Source organism: Spirulina sp. CCY15215 (assembly GCF_016888125.1).
In the GTDB taxonomy this organism is placed as follows: Bacteria; Cyanobacteriota; Cyanobacteriia; order Cyanobacteriales; family Spirulinaceae; genus CCY15215.
Window position 1 is genome coordinate 1 of the sequence record NZ_JACSWA010000440.1, and the last position, 19,832, is coordinate 19,832.

General features: G+C 34.8%; 12 protein-coding genes and 1 pseudogene. 12 read left to right on the forward strand and 1 reads right to left on the reverse strand.

Going from position 1 to position 19,832, the window contains the following annotated elements; translation table 11 throughout:
• The first annotated feature begins 379 nt into the window (after positions 1 to 379).
• Positions 380 to 1,657: an adenosylhomocysteinase gene (gene ahcY, locus JUI58_RS13370; RefSeq protein WP_204104295.1), complete on the forward strand. Its 1,278-nt coding sequence runs from the start codon at positions 380 to 382 to the stop codon at positions 1,655 to 1,657.
• Positions 1,658 to 1,719: 62 nt separating this feature from the next.
• On the opposite strand, the gene JUI58_RS13375 is transcribed toward ahcY, so the two are convergent.
• Positions 1,720 to 2,331, reverse strand: a complete 612-nt coding sequence (locus tag JUI58_RS13375) for a Uma2 family endonuclease (RefSeq protein ID WP_204104296.1) — start codon at positions 2,329 to 2,331, stop codon at positions 1,720 to 1,722.
• A gap of 199 nt (positions 2,332 to 2,530) precedes the next feature.
• Here JUI58_RS13375 and JUI58_RS13380 point away from each other — a divergent pair, with 199 nt between their 5' ends.
• The 11 genes and pseudogenes from JUI58_RS13380 (at position 2,531) to JUI58_RS13430 (ending at position 19,755) form a co-directional block, all read left to right on the forward strand.
• The gene (locus tag JUI58_RS13380) at positions 2,531 to 3,436 is read left to right on the forward strand and encodes a DUF4007 family protein (protein WP_348539889.1); all 906 of its coding nucleotides are present in this window, start codon (positions 2,531 to 2,533) and stop codon (positions 3,434 to 3,436) included.
• A 13-nt stretch (positions 3,437 to 3,449) separates the two neighbouring features.
• Complete coding sequence (locus tag JUI58_RS13385) at positions 3,450 to 6,098, forward strand: hypothetical protein (RefSeq protein WP_204104298.1); 2,649 nt, start codon at positions 3,450 to 3,452, stop codon at positions 6,096 to 6,098.
• Positions 6,099 to 6,131: 33 nt separating this feature from the next.
• The gene (locus JUI58_RS13390) at positions 6,132 to 7,271 is read left to right on the forward strand and encodes an HNH endonuclease domain-containing protein (RefSeq protein WP_204104299.1); all 1,140 of its coding nucleotides are present in this window, start codon (positions 6,132 to 6,134) and stop codon (positions 7,269 to 7,271) included.
• Positions 7,272 to 7,276: 5 nt separating this feature from the next.
• Positions 7,277 to 7,945 (forward strand): annotated as a pseudogene (locus JUI58_RS13395) (phosphoadenosine phosphosulfate reductase); the annotation flags it as partial.
• A 26-nt stretch (positions 7,946 to 7,971) separates the two neighbouring features.
• A complete protein-coding gene (locus JUI58_RS13400) occupies positions 7,972 to 8,631 on the forward strand; it encodes a restriction endonuclease subunit R (RefSeq protein WP_204104301.1) in 660 nt (219 codons plus the stop codon).
• A 138-nt stretch (positions 8,632 to 8,769) separates the two neighbouring features.
• Positions 8,770 to 9,603: a DUF4007 family protein gene (locus JUI58_RS13405; RefSeq protein WP_204104302.1), complete on the forward strand. Its 834-nt coding sequence runs from the start codon at positions 8,770 to 8,772 to the stop codon at positions 9,601 to 9,603.
• On the forward strand, positions 9,590 to 10,042 hold the full coding sequence (locus JUI58_RS13410) for a hypothetical protein (RefSeq protein WP_204104303.1): 453 nt from the start codon (positions 9,590 to 9,592) through the stop codon (positions 10,040 to 10,042). Before JUI58_RS13405 ends, JUI58_RS13410 begins: the two co-directional genes overlap by 14 nt.
• A 73-nt stretch (positions 10,043 to 10,115) precedes the next feature.
• The gene (locus JUI58_RS13415) at positions 10,116 to 14,828 is read left to right on the forward strand and encodes a hypothetical protein (RefSeq protein WP_204104304.1); all 4,713 of its coding nucleotides are present in this window, start codon (positions 10,116 to 10,118) and stop codon (positions 14,826 to 14,828) included.
• The gene (locus JUI58_RS13420) at positions 14,821 to 17,028 is read left to right on the forward strand and encodes a PglZ domain-containing protein (protein ID WP_204104305.1); all 2,208 of its coding nucleotides are present in this window, start codon (positions 14,821 to 14,823) and stop codon (positions 17,026 to 17,028) included. The genes JUI58_RS13415 and JUI58_RS13420 overlap by 8 nt, the downstream gene beginning before the upstream one ends.
• Positions 17,015 to 18,475 (forward strand): BREX system Lon protease-like protein BrxL, encoded by a 1,461-nt coding sequence (gene brxL / locus JUI58_RS13425; protein ID WP_204104306.1) that lies wholly within the window; start codon positions 17,015 to 17,017, stop codon positions 18,473 to 18,475. The genes JUI58_RS13420 and brxL overlap by 14 nt, the downstream gene beginning before the upstream one ends.
• Positions 18,476 to 18,579: 104 nt before the next feature.
• A complete protein-coding gene (locus JUI58_RS13430; protein ID WP_348539888.1) occupies positions 18,580 to 19,755 on the forward strand; it encodes a cysteine desulfurase family protein in 1,176 nt (391 codons plus the stop codon).
• Positions 19,756 to 19,832 lie beyond the last annotated feature (77 nt).

Genomic DNA, 19,832 nt, shown 5'->3' on the forward strand with positions numbered 1-19,832 from the left:
TCGCATTCCCAGGTGTCGTGACCCAAATAACGTAGTACGCGGGGTACTTAGTCTGGTCAGAATGGCTTGTTAGATTTCTCTTTCAAGCCTCACGCCTAAGGGCTGAGGTTCCTGACGGCACTTAGGACTCTTAGAGCTTCACTTTCTTAGGATAGCTTGCTTGCTGTCAAGACGATGAGAATTGATAATTTATATTGAGTTCAAGAAGGCTCAAAATTCAGATCTTGATTTAGGCAGATCATATCCCTAACCCCTAACAAATTCAAGTTAATCCGGAAGGCGATCGCATCACTCCAAATTGAGATTACAAAAATGTCAAGAGGAAATTTTAAAACAATCGGTTAAGATCGGCTAGATGGACATTGGTAATCAAAGCATAATGACAGCAACACTGACAAAGCCCAAGTACGAAATCAAAGATATAGCTCTTGCCGCCAAAGGCAAACAGCGCATTGAATGGGCAGGACGGGAGATGCCTGTTCTGCGTCAAATTCAGGAACGGTTTGCTAAAGAGAAGCCTTTCGCGGGAATTCGTTTAGTCGCTTGTTCCCACATCACCACAGAAACCGCCCATCTGGCGATCGCCCTCAAAAATGGCGGTGCGGATGCCCTATTGATTGCCAGTAACCCTCTCTCGACCCAAGACGATGTAGCGGCTTGCCTAGTTGCTGACTACGATATCCCTGTTTTTGCCATTAAGGGTGAAGATAACGAAACTTATGGCCGCCACGTCCAGATCGCTCTCGATCATCGCCCTAACATTATTATCGATGATGGTAGCGATGTTACGGCAACGATTGTTAAAGAACGTCAAGACCAACTCAAAGACCTGATCGGAACCACGGAAGAAACCACTACGGGGATCGTTCGTCTTTTAGCCATGTTCAAAGATGGGGTACTTTCCTTCCCCGCGATGAATGTGAATGATGCGGATACTAAGCATTTCTTTGATAATCGCTATGGTACCGGACAATCTACCCTCGATGGCATTATTCGCGCCACTAATGTTCTCCTCGCTGGCAAAAACATTGTTGTTGTCGGTTATGGTTGGTGTGGAAAAGGTGCGGCGATGCGGGCGAAGGGTATGGGGGCAAATGTTATCGTTACGGAAGTGGACCCGACTCGGGCGATCGAAGCGGTTATGGATGGTTTCCGGGTGATGCCAATGGCCCAAGCTGCACCCCAAGCGGATCTATTCATTACTGTCACGGGGAATAAGCACGTCATTCGTCCCGAACATTTTGATGTCATGAAAGACGGTGCGATCGTTTGTAATTCCGGTCATTTCGATATCGAAATTGATTTGAAATCTTTGGGTGCAAAAGCGACGGAAGTGAAGGATGTTCGCCCCTTTACTCAAGAGTACAAAATGCCCAGTGGTAAATCTGTTGTTGTCTTAGGTGAGGGTCGCTTGATCAACTTAGCGGCGGCGGAAGGACATCCCAGCGCGGTTATGGATATGAGTTTTGCTAACCAAGCCCTCGCTTGCGAATACTTGGTGAAAAATAAGGGTAAGTTAAAACCTGGATTGCATTCCATTCCTGAAGAGATTGACAAGGAAATTGCTAGTTTGAAATTACAAGCAATGGGTATTGCGATCGATACTTTAACTCCCGAACAAGTTGAGTATATGAATTCTTGGACAATGGGAACATAATTCCGGTGTAAATATCTGTAGGTTGAGTTGGGTTGATTCCTCAATTCAACCTACGGTTTATTCTATCCTGCAAGAGCAAATAGCCGATCGCAGGAAAGATCGAGATCGGGAAATAGGGAAGTTTGAATGCGATCGCCGCGCCGTAAGATAGTTTTTTGATATTCTCCATCAACTAATCGACAAAGAGTAATAGTGGGCTGTTTGGGGCTACCAATATAGTATTTCCCCCCAAGTCCTAAATAATCAACCAGCCAATATTCGGGAATTTCTAAGGCTTCATAATCTTCATATTTACGAGCATAATCATTCTGCCAATTAGTGCTAACGACTTCTACAACCAGCTTTACTGTTGTCCCCATTGTAATAATCGGTTCTCGCGTCCAAAGTGGTTCTCGAGATAGTGTGCCTTTGTCCAATAGAATAACATCGGGTCTAAAGGCTGTTGCTATAGCTAAAGGTTTAATTAAACAGCGATGGGTAATAAAATAAGGGAGGTCGAGAAGATCGATTTGAACATTGAGTTTGCGACTAACAAAAGCGCCAACTTCTTCGTGAGGACCTGTGGGTTCCATATCAATTAACTCTCCATCGATTAACTCATAATTTGTCTCATCCCCATAGCAGTCGATGAATTCGTCAAAACTAATTCCCGTTCGTGCGATCGCAGTAGTCATAGATTTATGCAGCTAACTCGAACTCTATTTTAAAGCAATCTTAAAACAATTGTATTTCAGCAAAGGCGATCGCCCCAAAGAGGGATTATTGGAACGCAGTTTTGCCCAAAGCATGGGTTAACGCTATTGTCAGAGTGTCCTAATTGCGAGGCAAGGTTGAAAATTCCTGTCTTTTGGGTTGATGGTTAGACACAAACAAATGGATTTAGATTTTGGAGGAGTAGCTCATATTCCTGAAGTTATCGCCTTTGCTCGCCATGATACCTTCCATCCTCGCTTTGGCTGGTTAAAAAAGGGATTCGATCGCGCGATGAGAGATGAGCGAGTTTTTCTGGCTGAGGATGCCCCTGTCCGGTTGGGGGTTGGCAAGAATATGGTAAGGTCGATCCGTTATTGGTGTAGTGCCTTTAAGATTCTTGAAGACGATCGCCCGACGGAGTTTAGCAAGAAACTTTTAGGCGAAAAAGGTTGGGATTCCTATCTCGAAGATCCTGCTTCTCTCTGGTTGTTGCACTGGAAGTTCCTCGAACCGCCTTGTTTGGGAACAGCGTGGGCATTTACCTTTAATCAGTTTCGCTTGGCAGAATTTACTCAAGAGGATTTGTTTTATCAACTTTGTGAATATCGCGATCGCATTGCTTCTAACATTGCTGATTCCTCTCTACAAAAAGATGTGAGTTGTCTTCTGAGAATGTATGTAGAACAACCTTCTAAATCCTGGGTAAGCGAAGACTCTCTTGATTGTCCCTTTACTGAATTGGGTTTAATTCATCGTGCTGGGGATTCAAGGCACTATACTTTTCGGATTGGTTATAAGCCTAATTTACCAGAGTCATTGATTGTTTATACTTGTTTGTGCCATGCCAATCGAGTGAGTCAATCCGCTCGGACGATTTCTGTGGCAAATTTACTCTACGACTCGCTGAGTCCAGGGTTGGTATTGAAACTGACTGAAAGTGCGATCTGCAACGCGATCGAAAAAGTCTCCCGTCAATTCAAACAAATTGGAATTTCAGATGTAGCGGGAAAATTACAGTTTTTCTTTGAGGATGAGCCGGAAGAATTAGCAGACCAAATTCTTGATGAATACTATAAGACCCGTTAAAGGAGGAACAAAAATGAGCAATAAAAATTTAGCAAATTACTTCAAGCTGTACCGTCGTTATTACCGCTCGGTCAATCTCGAACGGGATTTAGACAAGCTCGATGCAGCCCAAGGCTACATTTTGACCGAACGCTCTGGAACAACGTTACAGCGCATCCTCTTCGCCTTGACCCGAGACAATACTCATCGAGCTTGGACGCTTACTGGGTCTTATGGTGCGGGAAAATCAGCGTTTGCTCACTATCTGACTTGTTTGTGTAGATCGTCAAAAAGTGAGATTCAATCAGAGGCATTGAAGATTGCTCGCAATTCTTTTGGAGATAAAAGCGAAGAAGTTGAGGCGATCGCCAATCTCCCCGATCGCGGTTTATTTATTGCTGTAGCAACGGGGACAAATGAACCTTTAAGTTGGACTATTGCCCGCGCTTTAGCGGAAGGAGCAGAGCGTTTCTGGCAAGGTAAGCACAAACCTGAATTATTACTGAAACTCAATCAGTGGCGATTTGAGGCAGATGAGGGCAATTGTCAGGTTAGCGATCGCGAAATTCTCAAGGCATTACAAGAGGTTACGAAGGAAGCAAAAACTCATATTTTGTTAATCATTGACGAACTGGGTAAGAATTTAGAGTTTGCTGCTTATAACAAAGGGATTGGTGATTTATATTTACTGCAACAAATTGCCGAACTTAAGTTTAAAGAAAAAGAACAAGTTTACTTTCTGGGTTTATTACATCAATCTTTTGGAGGTTATAGCGATCGCCTTACTGCCAGCGAACAAAGTGAATGGACGAAAATTCAAGGAAGATTTGAAGATATTCCCTTTACGGATTCTCCTAGTCAAATGACACGCTTAATCGGTCAAGCGATCGATCGTAGTGCAGCCAGTCCAATTTTATGTGCTGTCCGCAATTTTGCTCGCGAATGGTATTCAATTCTTGAGGATATTTTGGCAGAACAAGAAATTCAAGAGTTACTTATTGAAGAAACTTATCCTTTTCATCCTCTGGCAGCTTTAGTATTGCCTTTACTCTGTACCCGCTACGCTCAAAACGATCGCTCGTTATTTACATTTTTAACCAGTAGCGAACCTTACGGATTTAATGAATTTCTCAATACTATAAACATTGAAAATGATGAACTGCCAACACTGAAACTACATCAAATTTATGATTACTTTGTCGAAACTGTTACGGGATTAACTTCGCGGTTCAATTTGCAAAGATGGGTTGAAATTCAAGGACTCATTCAAGATGCTCGCGATCGCGAATCCGAGTCACTGATGATTCTAAAAACCATTGGTGTTTTCAATTTGGTGACATCAACAGGAGCATTCCGTGCAACTCCTCATTTAGTCTCCCTAGCACTGTGCGACACTCCCAACGCAGAAGAGCAGGAATACTGGCAAAAGGCGATCGAAACATTAAAAAAGAAAGGATTAATTACTTATCGTCGTCAATTAGACGAACTCCGAATTTGGGAAGGTTCGGATTTTAATGTTGAAACTGCAATTTATGAATGGATTAAGAAGGAGAGATCGTCTTTAGTAGAATTACTAACAAAAGTGCATCCTCTTAAACCGTTGGTTGCTCAACGTCACTACAATATAACAGGAACATTGCGCTATTTCGAGCGGCAATATGTAAATAGCTTGACGAATCTCGAAACCTTAACTTGTAGAGAACCCAACAACGACGGCTTAATTGTCTATTGTCTAGATGTTACTTTGCCCGATCGCATTCCTTCTCAAACGGTAGACGGTAAACCATTGATTTTAGTGAGTATTGACCAATTAGACGAATTGCGAGTGCGGGGGCGAGAATTTCAAGCCCTCGAAAAAATCCGCAAGTTCCCCGAGTTACAAAATGATGGTGTCGCAAGGCGAGAAGTCAAGCAGCGTTTGATAGATGCAAAACGATTGTTGGATGAAACTTTTGCCCGATCCCTCGGATGGTCAAAAGATGAGAATCGCTGTTGGATTGCGGGGGAAGAAGTTACAATTCATCGCACAAGAGAGTTTCAGGCTCAATTGTCTGCATTGTGCGATCGCATCTATCACAAAGGGATGATTCTTGATAATGAGTTAATTAATCGTCGGGAACTCACTTCCCAAGGGTCAAAAGCACGACGGGAATTAATTTCGGCTGCGATCGAGCAATGGTCGCAAGAGTGTCTGGGTTTAACGGGTTACGGGCCCGAGGTTGCTATCTATCATTCCGTATTGGGGACCACTGGCATTCATCGTCAAGAGGAAGGAGAATGGGGGTTTTATCCTCCTTTCACGGATTCGGGAGTCACTACAGTTTGGCAAGCAATCGAAGAATTTTGTTTGCAAGCCAAGGACTCTCAAAAATACCTCGGTGTCCTCGAAAAACGTTTGTTACAGCCTCCTTTTGGCATTAAGCAAGGGGTAATTCCCATATTGCTTGCGGCGGTTTTGTCCTATCATGTTGATGATGTAGGAGTGTATCGAGATGGCACATTTATTCCTGTGTTGGGGGTAGAACATTTCGAGCTTTTGCTGAAGAATCCGGATCGCTTTTCAGTGAAATATTTTGAGATTGTCGGGTTGCGATCGCGGGTTTTCAAAGAGTTAGAATCCATTTTTCGTTCGCCAGAAACCAAGATTACAAAAACAATTCGTAATGCTTTAGTGTACAATTAAATTATTTTATTTTTAGACTTAAATATAAATATTATGTATAGTTTGCCAAACTCCAGGACTTTAAATATTTCCGCATTATCAGGGCTGTTCAATTCAACTACTAATTCTTATAAATATCTTTATTTTTTATCGTTGCTAGATATCATAAAACGAAGTAAATTTGATGATTTAAAAGCAATTACTTTTAGAGATATTATTGTTGAGATGTTAGCAAATGCTTGGTATCCTAACAATTATTTTAAACTCTCTTTTGGAACACAAGATCAGATTGCTAATAAATTAAATTCTCTCAATTTAGAAATTACTGAACCTATTTTGAAATTTAAAGATCCAAATAAAAAGATTTTAATAAAAATAATTAATAATCATCAAAATATTGACAATATTGTAAATTTCATTAGTCGTCATGTTCCCTATCGCTTAATTCGCCCTTTTTTCACTCAAGAAACTAGAGGTTTTAAAGACTACGATGTTAACCCGACTCTGATCAATTTAGCAACAGATCAGTTTAATCAAATAAAGCCATTATACTGCTTTAATGGCAAGGAAGAAAGAGATTGTGATTCAATCATTTTACATCCAGATTGGATAGAATATTTAGAAAAAAATTATACAATAGTTCGAGGTTGGGTATCTTGGGAATGGTTGAATTATATGCAGCAAAGAAACCCAAATACTCCTAATCTAGTTAATAAATTATTTGTGCCACAAAAACGAGATTCTTTAACAAAACAAAAAAAATACTGGCAAGCAATTTTAGATCATCAAGAAATTGAATGTATTTACTCCAAAATCAAATTAGATAAAGATAAAGATAAAATTTCATTAGATCATTATATACCGTGGTCATTTGTAGCCCACGATCAACTCTGGAATTTAATTCCTACAACACAATCTGTTAATTCTTCTAAATCTAATAACTTAGCATCTATGCAATATTTTAATGATTTTGTCAAGTTGCAACATATAGGATTAACTATTTCTCATGAAAATATGAAAAAGAACAAATGGGAAAAAGAAATTGAATCTTTTATCTCTGAATTAAAAGTAAATCAATCCGATCATTTGTTGGATTTAGAAATCCTTACTAATGCCTATGAATCAACCATCAATCCTTTAATTTCTCTAGCAAAGAATCAGGGATTTAGTGAGGATTGGATTTACAGTAAATAATCTGTTTAAGTGCCAAGCGAGGGTTCGATCATTGGCTCGAAGTTCATGATGGACTATTACCATCGCCACAAATGCGATGGTGTACGATTATGATGAAAATTAAACCTCTCGAAAAGTTTATCGGAGATGACGAAGCGATCAGTTATATTGGCATTCGCGCTGATGAAAATCGCTCTGGTTATATTTCCACGAAACCAAATATCAAACCTGTATTTCCTTTTAAAGAGCAAGGATTAGTCAAAGCCGATATTGTCCAATTACTTGAGGATAGCGGGATAGGCTTACCCGACTATTATCGCTGGCGCAGTCGCTCTGGTTGTTTCTTTTGTTTTTTCCAGCGTAAGTATGAATGGGTGATGCTGGCACAAGAACATCCCGATCTCTTTGCCAAAGCAGTTGAATACGAGCAGAATCATAAAGATGGTAGAACTTATACTTGGACTGAAGGAGAGACATTATGGGAGCTATTGGCGCGAAAAGAGGAGATTATCGCTCGACACGAAAAGGCGATCGCGAGAGCTAAGATAAAGGAACAAAAAGAAGTTGCCAATCAACCGTTAAGTCAGGTTTTAGACACTGTTTTTGATGATAATAGTTTTTCTTTCTCAAATACTTTAGAGCAAGTTCTAGAGGAAGAAACAGAAGATTCACCTTGTTTAGTTTGCCATTTGTAATGATTGAAAAATATTATTAAACTAAAATGATTCAAACAGCAGTTACAAAAAGAGTTACAACCATCAATGAAGCCGAACAGCAGTTTAATTTGGTGCGAACTGCTGACGCTGACTTTTTTACAGAATGGCGCAACAATCTACCCGAGTTGACAGATACAGAAAAGGCAGTATTAGATCGAATTAAAGCCAGATATCGCTATCATCGCGCAAATGGTAATCTTGCTGAAGGATTAGTAAATTTACTTGTTTTATCGCCGTTATTGGAGTTAGCAGGTTTTTATGACCCTCCTTTTCGAGTACAAGGAGAAATTCCAGTTGAGATCAGCATCTCAGTTGCAACTGGTGAAATATCGAATGAAATTCTACGGGGAAGAATTGATTTTTTAGTAGTATCGAAGGGATTATGGATAGCAATTTTAGAATCGAAGGGAACGGAAATTAACCTCGACATGGCAATTCCCCAAACTTTAGCGTATATGATGGCTAATCCAATTGCCAAAAAACCTGTATTTGGGATGACAACCAATGGAGGAAATTTCTTTTTTCTCAAGCTCAATCGTCAGGGAACACCCCAATATGATATTTCTCGTATTTTTTCTCTGTTACCTTTACAAAATGAGCTTTATAATGTATTAATGATCTTGAAAGGTTTGGGTAATAATATTGAGAATATTGATACAAGCTAAATTGTAATGGCGATTATTCCTTAGAAAAAAAATGCTCCCAATCGTCTTCTCGCTGAAGCATTAGAAGGTATTTTAGATAAAGAAGAAGATGAGTTACTGTGTTTAGTTTATCATTTGTACAACATCATAAACAAATTTATGCCTAGATTACAACTTAGCTTTCACTCAACTTTTGCTCTAAAAAAAGAGGATATTATCAAAATTCTGAGAGTTACATCCGAAGAAAAAGGGTTAGATGATTCTCTAGAAAATCTAATGCAACGAACTGGCTTAGGTAATAAAAAAGTGCGTCCAATGATTACTTGGGTTAGTCGTGGAGGATTAGTTAAAAATAAAAATTTCACACCAGAAGGGGAAATAGTCTGGAAATGCGATCGTCATCTAGAATCAATTATTACTGAATGGTTGATGCACTTTTATTTAAGTTTTGGTAAGCAAGGATTGAGTGACCCTCCTGATAATCCTGCTGAATGGGGAGGATGGACTTACTTTGTTTATACTTTTATACCGGAAAACTCGGCATTTAGTACAAACGAATTGGAAGAAAAAAGTGCTTGCATTTTCAATGAAGATAGTAGTAAAAGGATAAATAAAGATTTTCGCATTCTTCTCCGGGCGTATACTGAAAAATCCGCTTTAGCTAATTGTCAATTTATCCAAAAAACTAAAGCAGACAAATATCAAATAGGACAAAAAAATCTACCTAACTCTTATTTAATTGGCTATTTTTTAGCTAAACTTTGGGAGCGAGATTTTGGTAAGGAAACTTCTGTTTTAACTGATGATATTATTCATCAAAAAATGGGACTTGTACCAGTTTTGGGGATTAATTCTGATTCATTACAACAACATCTTAATCGTATGGAATCTTTAGGAATTATTGAACAAAGACGCACTGTTTCACCGCATCAAATTATTCGTCGCTGGGATAAACCTTTAACTTTATTGGAGAAGTCTTATGTTAACAATTAATGATATTTCTTTAAAAGATGCTAAACCAACAGATCGCCCTCATTTATTATTGTGGGATAATCCTAATGACTCAGAAATTAAGCAGTTGATATTTAACAATAATGCTCAACTGGTAAGTTATCGAGATAACTTATTAAGTCGGATTAATCTCAAACACAAGTTTTTAAGTCTTCAAGAAAAATTAGGTGAAGAATTGGATGCTATTAGACAAACTTGTGAAAATGCTGATAAACCAATTATCCTATTACAAGATATCGACATTTTAGTAAGTTATCTTTATAGTAAACCCAAATCTCCTATTAGTTTGTTTTGGCAAAAATTAGCAAATATGAGACACTTAGAAAGAATTTTATGGATTATTCTACCTACTAAATTAATGCCTCAGAATTGGAATCACAGGAGCTTAATTCATATTAAATCAGAATCACAAAATATCTAATGAAATTAGAATTTTGCAACTTTAACACAATACACAAATAGTATTAATCACACATAAACGGGAAATCAAAAACATGAAACTCAATGAAATTGTTAGAATTAATGAATCAGGAATGGTAGCGAATGCAGTTAATTTTGGCATGATGGATGATAATGATAAAAACTTGCGTTTATGTCAAGGATTTATCTTTAATTATAAAAATTTGCAACCTAAATCGTCAACATTAGGTGTACTGGATACTATTCGGAATAGTTATCATAGTCAAAATCAATCTAACATTCATTTATTCGTACAAGATTATGGTAAAGGCAAATCTCATTTTGCTTTAGTTGCAGCCAACTATTTCAAACAAGGATTGGGTAGTGAAGAAGTTAAAGGAATATTGAATCAAGTAAAAATTGCATCAGGAAATAATCAAGGAATATTAGAAGATTTAACAGCTTATAAAAGGCGTAATCAGAAACATTTAGTAATTTGTATTAATGGAGGTTCATCAGAAACAGATTTAAGAAAAATATTCTTGCGTTCTCTGCGTCAAATATTAGAAGTAGAAGGAATTACTGATTCCTTAGCACAACAATTTTGTCAAAAACCTCTTGATTATTTAAACACTTTAACAGAAGAACAAATCAAAAGTGCTAATGATTTTTTAGAAGAAAATAATCATCAAAAAGATGTGAATAGTATTATTGACTCTTTAGAAAAGGATCAATATAAAGTCATTTCTATTGTCAAAGAAATTAGTGGCGAATTAAATAAGGGCTTTACTATTGATTTTGAAACAGATTTAAGTATTGAGAAAATTATAGAAGAGTTAATTAATAATTTATGCTCAGGAGAAGATAAAAAATATTCAGGAATTTTGATTTTATTTGATGAACTTAATGCTTATCTTCAAGCATGGGCAACAGATCCATTCAATTCAGGAGGGCTTACTTTACAAAGTATAACCGATGCTTGTGAGAATAATAAAGGTAAAATAGCTTTAGTTTGTTTTACTCAAATTAAACCTTTAAAATCTGTACCTAGTCAATCTATTGAAGATTATAAAAAACTTGCTACTCGTTTAGAAATTACTGAAAGCATTTATGAGCCTGTTTCTAGTTTAGAATTAGTAATTCAAGGATTACTAGACCAACAATTTAATCCTGAGTCATGGAAGAAATTTAGAATGATATGGGATAATGCTCTTTTAGGAGATAGTCGTATAGCACATGAAAAAAGAATTAAGATTTATCAAGAAAGAGGTTGGAATTTAGCAGAATTTAATAATAATATTACTTTAGGTTGTTTTCCTCTTCATCCTCTTAACAGTTATCTTCTTTGTAACTTAGATTTTACTCAAGGACGCACGGCAATTCAATATATTAAAGAAGATGTCAAAAAGTTTATCAGTAGTCAACTTGTCGAAAAAAATAGTAGATTAAATTATCTTCCAGCTATTTCTTTAGTAGATGCTTTTGAGAGTAACTTCTCCCAACTAGAATTTTCTCGTCATTATTTAGAATATAAAAAGGCTTATGATACTATATCAGCATCAGCCACCGAAGGCGAAATTTCAGTTTTAAAAGGACTTTTTCTCTATTATGCTAGCCAGAATAAACTACATAAAACTGAATCGGAAAAACATGATGTTATTCTTAGTGAATTAACAGGTTTATCTGAAAAAGAAACTAAAAACATATTAGAGAAATTGGCTCAACAAGAACAAGTTATTTATTTTAATACAGGCAATAACACTTATCGCTTTTATTCAGGTAGTAATTTACTAGAAGTTCGTCAAGAAATAGAAGAAGAAGCTAGTAAACAAACTGGGGAAATATCTATTAATTTAGCTATTAAACATTGCAACGAGAAAATCGAAATTTATTTGGGAAGTAAAAATATAAATGGACAGCATTTTATCGACAAAAATCAATTACTCAATGATGAGTGGTTTTTTGAATATAAGTTTTACGGTGTGGAAGAATTTAAACAAGCCTTAAATGGTTATAAAACCTTGGAAAATATAGAGGGAAAAGGAATTTTTGCCTACGTTTTGGCAGACAATATTGATGAATTACAAGCTCTCCGTTATGAGATTAATGACCTTTTATTAAAAGAAAGAAATAAAGACTATATTGCTGTTGCCATTCCAGATAACCATGTTAAAGATATTTGTAAAGATTTATTGATGATAGATATTATGAGAAGAAAAAGTACAGTCGAAAAACAGGATTCAGGTACAGCTTTTGCAGAGTTAAATAAACAAATACTAAAAAAAGTAGAGAGAGAAATTAAGCAAATAATTACTCCTAATAATTGTGATTTTTATTTCATTAAGCCAGAAGAATTAACAACTCATCAAAAACAAAATCCTCAAAGTATTGTTAGCCATCTTTTACAGCAACTTTATCGTTTTGTACCACCTCTTGCCAAAAACGATAAAATGGCTTTAAAAAGTCACGCAGGAAATACAATAATTGGTTATGCAGCTAATCTTCTATTAGAAGATGATCATGATCTTAATCCTAAAAAATTCAGAAATCAATCTTATAACACTTTGATTGATCAAGTATTTGTCAGTAATTGGGGCTTATTCAAAACCGATTCTCAAAAATATTCAGTACAAGTTCCCATTAATAAAAATGTGAGAGAAGCATGGGATAAAATAGAGCAATTAACAGCTTTAGAAAATAAAACCAAAAAATGTGTTCCTATTAGTAAAATATGGCAGGAATTATCTAAACCTCCTTTCGGCTATAATGAATATACATTCACTATGTTATTTTCTGCATGGATCGCTGATCATAGTAGTGAAGTTATTTTAAAAGGAAGTTTTGGTTTACCTAAGAAGAAAAATGCTCCCTCAATTGAAGAAAAACCAATTAAAGATTGGGCAGAAACTGGTGTATTTGGTAAACCAAAAGATTTTGTTAATAAATGGATTTTAGGCTCAAATACAAGTCCCCAATTAATTCGGACAAAAGCGATTACTTGCCCTAAAATACCAACACGATTAGATTATAATCAAGCTAAAAAATTAGTTGAAGAAATTGATAACTTTATCAAGTCAGCCGATCCAGATCAGGCAAAAGTAGAAGAAATTACACCGAAAAGAAAACAACTTAGCGCTGAAATCAAAAAAATTGATGATTGGTTTAAATCAGTAGAAGAAACAGAAACTTTATTTAGTAATAAAGATAACATAGATATTGAAATTTTAATTTCAGTATATCCTCGTCTTCAACAAACTTTATCAAAAATAATTGATCTTGCACACACTAATCGAAGTAAAAATATTATTGTTACTCCTACTAAAAAACAAGAGGAACGCCGAACTGATGCTTTAGAGAAAGTGCAAGAAAATATCAAAAAAATAGTTATTCAATTAAGTAAAAAATCTGAATCTTTAAAAACAGAAGAAGAATATGGAGGTTATAAAGTTGAACTTCAAACAACAATTGATAAAATTACTTCAGTTTCTTTACCAGATCATTTAATTCAAACATTAAATTATTCTCTTGATGTTGCTACACGAAAACTTGATGAAATTAAATATCAAGCTGAGATTAAAGACTGTTTAGATAAGATTAAACTTCTTCATAACTCCCTTAGTAATAATGCTAGTCAAGAGGATTATATTAAAGCTATTAGTGATATAGAAAAATTAGCTAATCAGATTGAAATTGTTAAACAAGAATCTCTTTATCAGGAAATAATTGAAGATATTCAAACCAAACAAAATGATTTGGAAAAAAAGATTACAATTTGGAATGAAAAATTAATAGATATCAATAAAAACGAAGCATTTAAACTCTATAAAGAAATTAGTAATCAACAAAATCGTTTTACTAAATCTGAATCTTCTCGAGAAGTTAAGCAAATATTAGATCAATTAAATCCGATTATTTTAGAAATTCAAGATGCAGAAGAAGCTGAAAATATAAAACACCAGCGAGATAATGAAATCATACAACAGTTACGACAGAATAATTCTGAGTCATTAAATACTCTCAAGCTATGTCAAGAAGGAATTGCAAAAATAACTCAATTAAAAACTCAGCTTAATCTTCCTGAAAGATTTAAGACTGAAATTGAAGAATTAATTAATTCCCTGAATAATAAAATTACTGATTACGGCAAACAACTTGAGGAACTAACAGAAAAATTAACTGAAGTTAAAAGTAATCAAGAATTAAAACCTATTCCAACTAATTTAGGTAAACTAGAGTTGTTTTTTAAAGACTCTGATGAATATTTAACTTGTCAGCAATTACAGCAAGAAATTGAGGATTTAAGAGAGCTATTTCAAATTACTCAAGGACAAAAATTCAACACTACTATTGATACTTATCAAGACCAACTCAAACAGTTAACTGAGTGGTACAATAATCTTGATAATTGTACTCCTAACTTAGACAATAAATATGAACAAAATAAATCTCAATTAGAACAAAGAATTACAGCACTTGAAACTAAATTTCAAAATCAAGCTCAATTATGGTTAGATAATTTACGACAAGAATTGAGTAAAATTGAACAAGAAACAGAAGACAAAAAACTCAACTTAATTAATGAATTACTGAAAAAAATCAAGAATAATCAAGCAGTACATATTAGTTACTTGAGTAATTCAGATCAAGAATTATTAGGAACAATTAAAACTCAATGTACAAATATACAAAATGAAAATCAAGAGAATCAAATTATTACTTTATTTACACAACTTCCTACAGAAAGACGACAAAATTTGTATTCCGAGTTAGAACAATACTTGTCTAAAGAGGAGAAAATTAATGAGTAAAATTATCTTAGACCCTACTGAATTATACCAACCTCTTGCTGACTATATCGCTATTACTAGCGAAGTGGAGTGGTTGCAATATTTTACTCTTAAAGATAATGCTTATTGGATTAAGGGAAAAAGACTTTGTAATTGGACAGAAGAATGGTTAAGAGTTTGGAATAAATCAGACTTAATAATTGAAAGAAAACAACACCCACGTCCAAAATTAGAAACTATTTTTTCTCCTTTATCTATTCCTGATAGTTGGAATGATTTGCACATTTTAAAAATTGTTACTCAGCTTGATAGTTATGATTCAAAGCACAAGATTGAGTCTTTATTAGCTAATATAACTAGAACTAAAGAAAATTTCTGGTTAGATAATCTATCAGTAAAGCATTTAGCTCAATTTTTATCTATTTCAATTCCTCAAGAATATAAAATATTTTCAGAAGTTTGGCTCTATAATAGGACTAATAATAATCAAAATGATTTAGTTGATTATTATCAAACAGAAGATAAAGAGCAGCTGTTAAAAAGTTGGCTAGGTTTAACTTCTGAGTTAGATATTATCAAACAATTGGGTCAATATCCTCTAGATATTCCTGATTTTTGTTTAGAAGAATTTACTAAATTTTGGCGACAAAAAATGTATAAAACAGAAGGTAAGATTTTAGACGAATTAATCTTAGATCCAAATAATAAAATTATTGCTTCTGTTGTGCATGATGTTTTATTAGATAAATTAAATTGGATAACCCAAGCAAGAATCAATAAAATTAGTTACTATTTAGGTAATCAAAAAACATCTCAACTACAGCAAAAATTACCTCCTAGCACCCCTTTACCCTTATCAATTGATGCTGCTCCAGAAGATGCTTTAAAATGGGCTATAGAAAATTATCTACCTTTTAGAAAATGGGAAACCACTATTAACCATACTCTTCCTGCTCAAAAAAATAGTGAACAATTAGCAATTAGCTTTGTTAATTGGATAGTCAAACATTATCCTGAATTAAAAATAGATAATGTTGACAAGTCATTTTTAAATTACAGTGTGACTTCTCAAGTCCAAGAACTCGCACAAGAAAATATTGTAATCTGGATAGTTGTTGATGGTTTAGGATGGTTAGATCATCAAGAATTAATTGATATTTTAACCGAAGATAAGCAACTAACATTAGAAAAGGATATTAAACCCCTCTTTAGCATCCTTCCTACTAAAACAGAATATGCAAAATGGAGTCTTTACTCTCAACTTTTACCAGAAAATGACTCTTGGAAACCTAATGCAAAAGATGGATTTTCTAATATTAAATCTGCTCAACGTTATACAGATCATAATAAACATGAATTAATTCAGGATTTAAAAGAGAATAAATATAAAATTTATTGTTGGGATACAGATCAATTAGATAAACTTTATCATCAAGAAAAAGATTGGAAAACTTTATATAAAGTGGAAAGAATCACTCGTTTAGAAGGGATTGTTAGACATATTAAATATATTTTAGAAGAATATGAACAATCAGAAAAATTAAAAATTATTATCGCTAGCGATCATGGTCAAATGATGGGAGAAGTACAAAAATTAGCTAATTGTCCAGCCGAATTACAATCACAAGGTAGAATGGCAATTGGTAAAACGGATGATCCTCGTTTTATTTTTCTTGAAGCTAGACGTTTTGGACTTCCTCACGATATTAGCATTGTTAAAAATTCTGATTGTATTACTGCTTTTAATTATACTAAAGATAAGGAAATTATTGGTTCTCATGGAGGACTATTTCCTGAAGAAGTTGTAGTTGGTTTTTCAGTGTTAGGTAAATCAGTAAAACGTTATCCAGTTTTTGTAACTTGTACTGGAGAAGGCTCTGCAACACAAGCGGGAGAATTAGAAATTACTATTCATAATAATAATCTAGTATCCTTGAAAAATCTATGTTTATATATTGATGAATTGATTGATTTTAAAACAGGAAAAATGTTAAGTATTATCATTCAACCGAGTGAAAAAGTGACTAAGAAAATACCTATTAATAAATACCCAGAACTTCCCCCAGATAAGAATAAAGACAAAATCAAATTATCTGGCAGATTAACTTTTGTTTTTGCTAGTAGTGAACCAGAAATGTCAGAAATTGATTCCAACTCATTCATTACTATTAAGCAAATATTTAGTAGCGGTATTCAAGGAGGTTTAAATGAATTTTTCTAATAGTTACAACAATGATTTAGTTACAGAAGTATTTCAATCATTAAGTATTGACAAAAAACGTTTACCTTCAAGTGGATTAACCACTTTAGGAGTGCCTAGTTTTGTAGCTGAATGGTTATTAGATAAAATTGTTCATGGAACTGGAAAATTGACTGATTTAGAATTAGAAAAAATCAGTAGTTTTGTGCAAAAAGCATTTCCCAGAAAAGATGATCAAGAAGTTATTAAATTTAAACTAACTCAAGGTGAAATATATAAATTAATTGCTTTACTTAAAGTTAGAATAAAATTAGAACAAAATTCTAAAGAAATTACTGAACCTTTAGCAAATATTCCGATTTTAAATTTATCAGACTGCGAAATTTCTACAGATATTGTAGAGCGTTATCAAATGTTATTAAGACAAGGTGTTTGGGGGAAAATTACTTTAAGATATAAAAATAGTGCAGATGGAAAATCCAAAGTTTCTGTTATTGATTTTGATCCTTTTCAATGTTCTGAAATTGATCTGACATCTTATGCTCAATGTCGTTCTAAATTTACCACAGAACAATGGCGAAATTTAATGTTTTGTTCAATAGGTTTTAATCCTGAACATCCTGGTTATACTTATGAGGCAAAAACATGGATATTAACTCGTTTATTACCTTTGGTTGAATCTAATTATCATATAATAGAATTAGCCCCAAAAGGAACAGGAAAAAGTTTTGTTTACGAGAATATAAATGCTAAAGTTTCTGTTATTAGTGGAGGGAAAGTAACACCGTCCCAATTATTTATTAATGGTAGAACAAAAGAAGTAGGTTTGTTAGGTCGTTATGATGTGGTTGTTTTAGATGAAGTTCAAAGTTTAACCTTTGAAAATTCTGATGAAATCATTGGACCTTTGAAAAATTATCTTGCTAATGGACGCTATAATCGTTCAGGATTTGCAGATATTGCTAGTGATTGTTCGTTAGTATTATTAGGGAATATTGAATTGGATGAGTATCAACGTCCTAAAAATGAATATAATTTAATGGTTAATTTACCTAAATTTTTCTCAGAAACAGCATTTTTAGATCGTTTTGCTGGTATTTTACCCGGTTGGGAAATCCCTAAATTTCAGAGAGATATGATGGCTAATCAAATAGGTTTAAAAATGGACTTTTTTGGTGAAGTATTATTGTCTTTAAGAAAAGATCCTCGTTTTAATCAATATGCTCAACAACATACACAATTCGATCATCATACTACGATTCGAGATCAACAAGCAATTCTTAAAACAGCATCAGGCTTTTTAAAGTTATTTTATCCTCATCTTGAATTGACTTTGCAAGATTATCAACGAGATTGTTTAGAACCAGCCAAACAACTTCGTCAACAAATTCGCAATTTATTATATAATCTTGATGATGAGTTTAAGCAATACGAAAAAGATATTTATGTTGATGTAAAACAGGCTTAATAAATATCAGGCTCTAAAATATTATTATCTTATCTTATCTTGAGGATGCGAGATTTACCTATGATTATTAATTTTAGAATATTTAAAGCTCTCCGAAGAAGCGAATGCTCCTAATGCAACAATCTTCAATTTACCTTGATTACCACTCTACTACTCCAGTCGATCGCAGAGTAGCAGATAAGATGTTACATTCAATGACGACTGCTTTTGGCAATGCAAGTAGTGTGGATCATTCCTATGGGGATGAAGCTGCACAAGCTGTTAAAAAAGCCCGTCAACAAGTGGCTGAATTAATCAATGCTTCTCCCCAGGAAATTATCTTTACTTCTGGCGCAACCGAAAGTGTTAATCTTGCAATTCAAGGACATTTTCCCCAAAATCTGACTTCCCTTCCTTCTCGTTTGATTGTTTCCCCTATCGAACATAAAGCGGTTTTAGATACCTGTAAAGCGATCGCCAACCAAGGACTTGCAGAAATAGTGTGGCTGAAAGTCGATCGCCAAGCACGCATCGATTTAGAATATCTAGAACGAGTTTGTTCTGGTGGTGCATCTTTACTGTGCATCATGGCAGCTAATAACGAAGTGGGGAATATTTACCCCCTGCAAAGCATCAGTCAAATTGCTCAAAAATATAACATTCCTTTTTTCTGCGATGCGTCTCAAGCTGTGGGAAAAATCCCCATTAATTTCTCAGATTGGGGTATAAGCTATCTAACATTATCAGGTCACAAATTCTACGCCCCTAAAGGAATTGGCGCTTTAGTTGTTCGTAAAGATTATTCCCTCAAACCTCTTTTCTATGGAGGAGAACATCAAAAAGGATTGCGTCCCGGTACTCTTAATGTTGCGGGGATTGTTGGACTGGGTGAAGCCTGTTCCCTGCGTCAGTTAGAAATGGACGCAGATGAAAAAGCGATCGCAGCGAAACGCGATCGCTTGCAAAATCTCCTTCTTGCTAAAATTCCCAACTTAATCGTCAATGGCGACCTCCAAAATCGTTTAGCAGGAAATCTGCATCTCTCAATTCCCAATATTCCTAATAGTGCGATCGTGGCTAGAATTCGCGATAAATTGGCAATTTCCACAGGATCGGCTTGTTCTTCAGGTACAACAACCTCTTCTCATGTTCTTCGGTTGATGCAGCTTCCAGAAACACAGATCGAAGGCGCACTTCGCATTGGTATCGGTAAATTTACAACAGAGGCAGAAATTGACCTTGCAGCAGAAATTTTGTCCGATACAGTTGCCCGAATAAGCAAAATCCTGACCTCAACTTAAAAGTACCAAAAGTATTAAATTTTATGGGTTAATTTCCTTGTGAGCTTATCCAATGCTATTATCTCCCTATCCCGCTC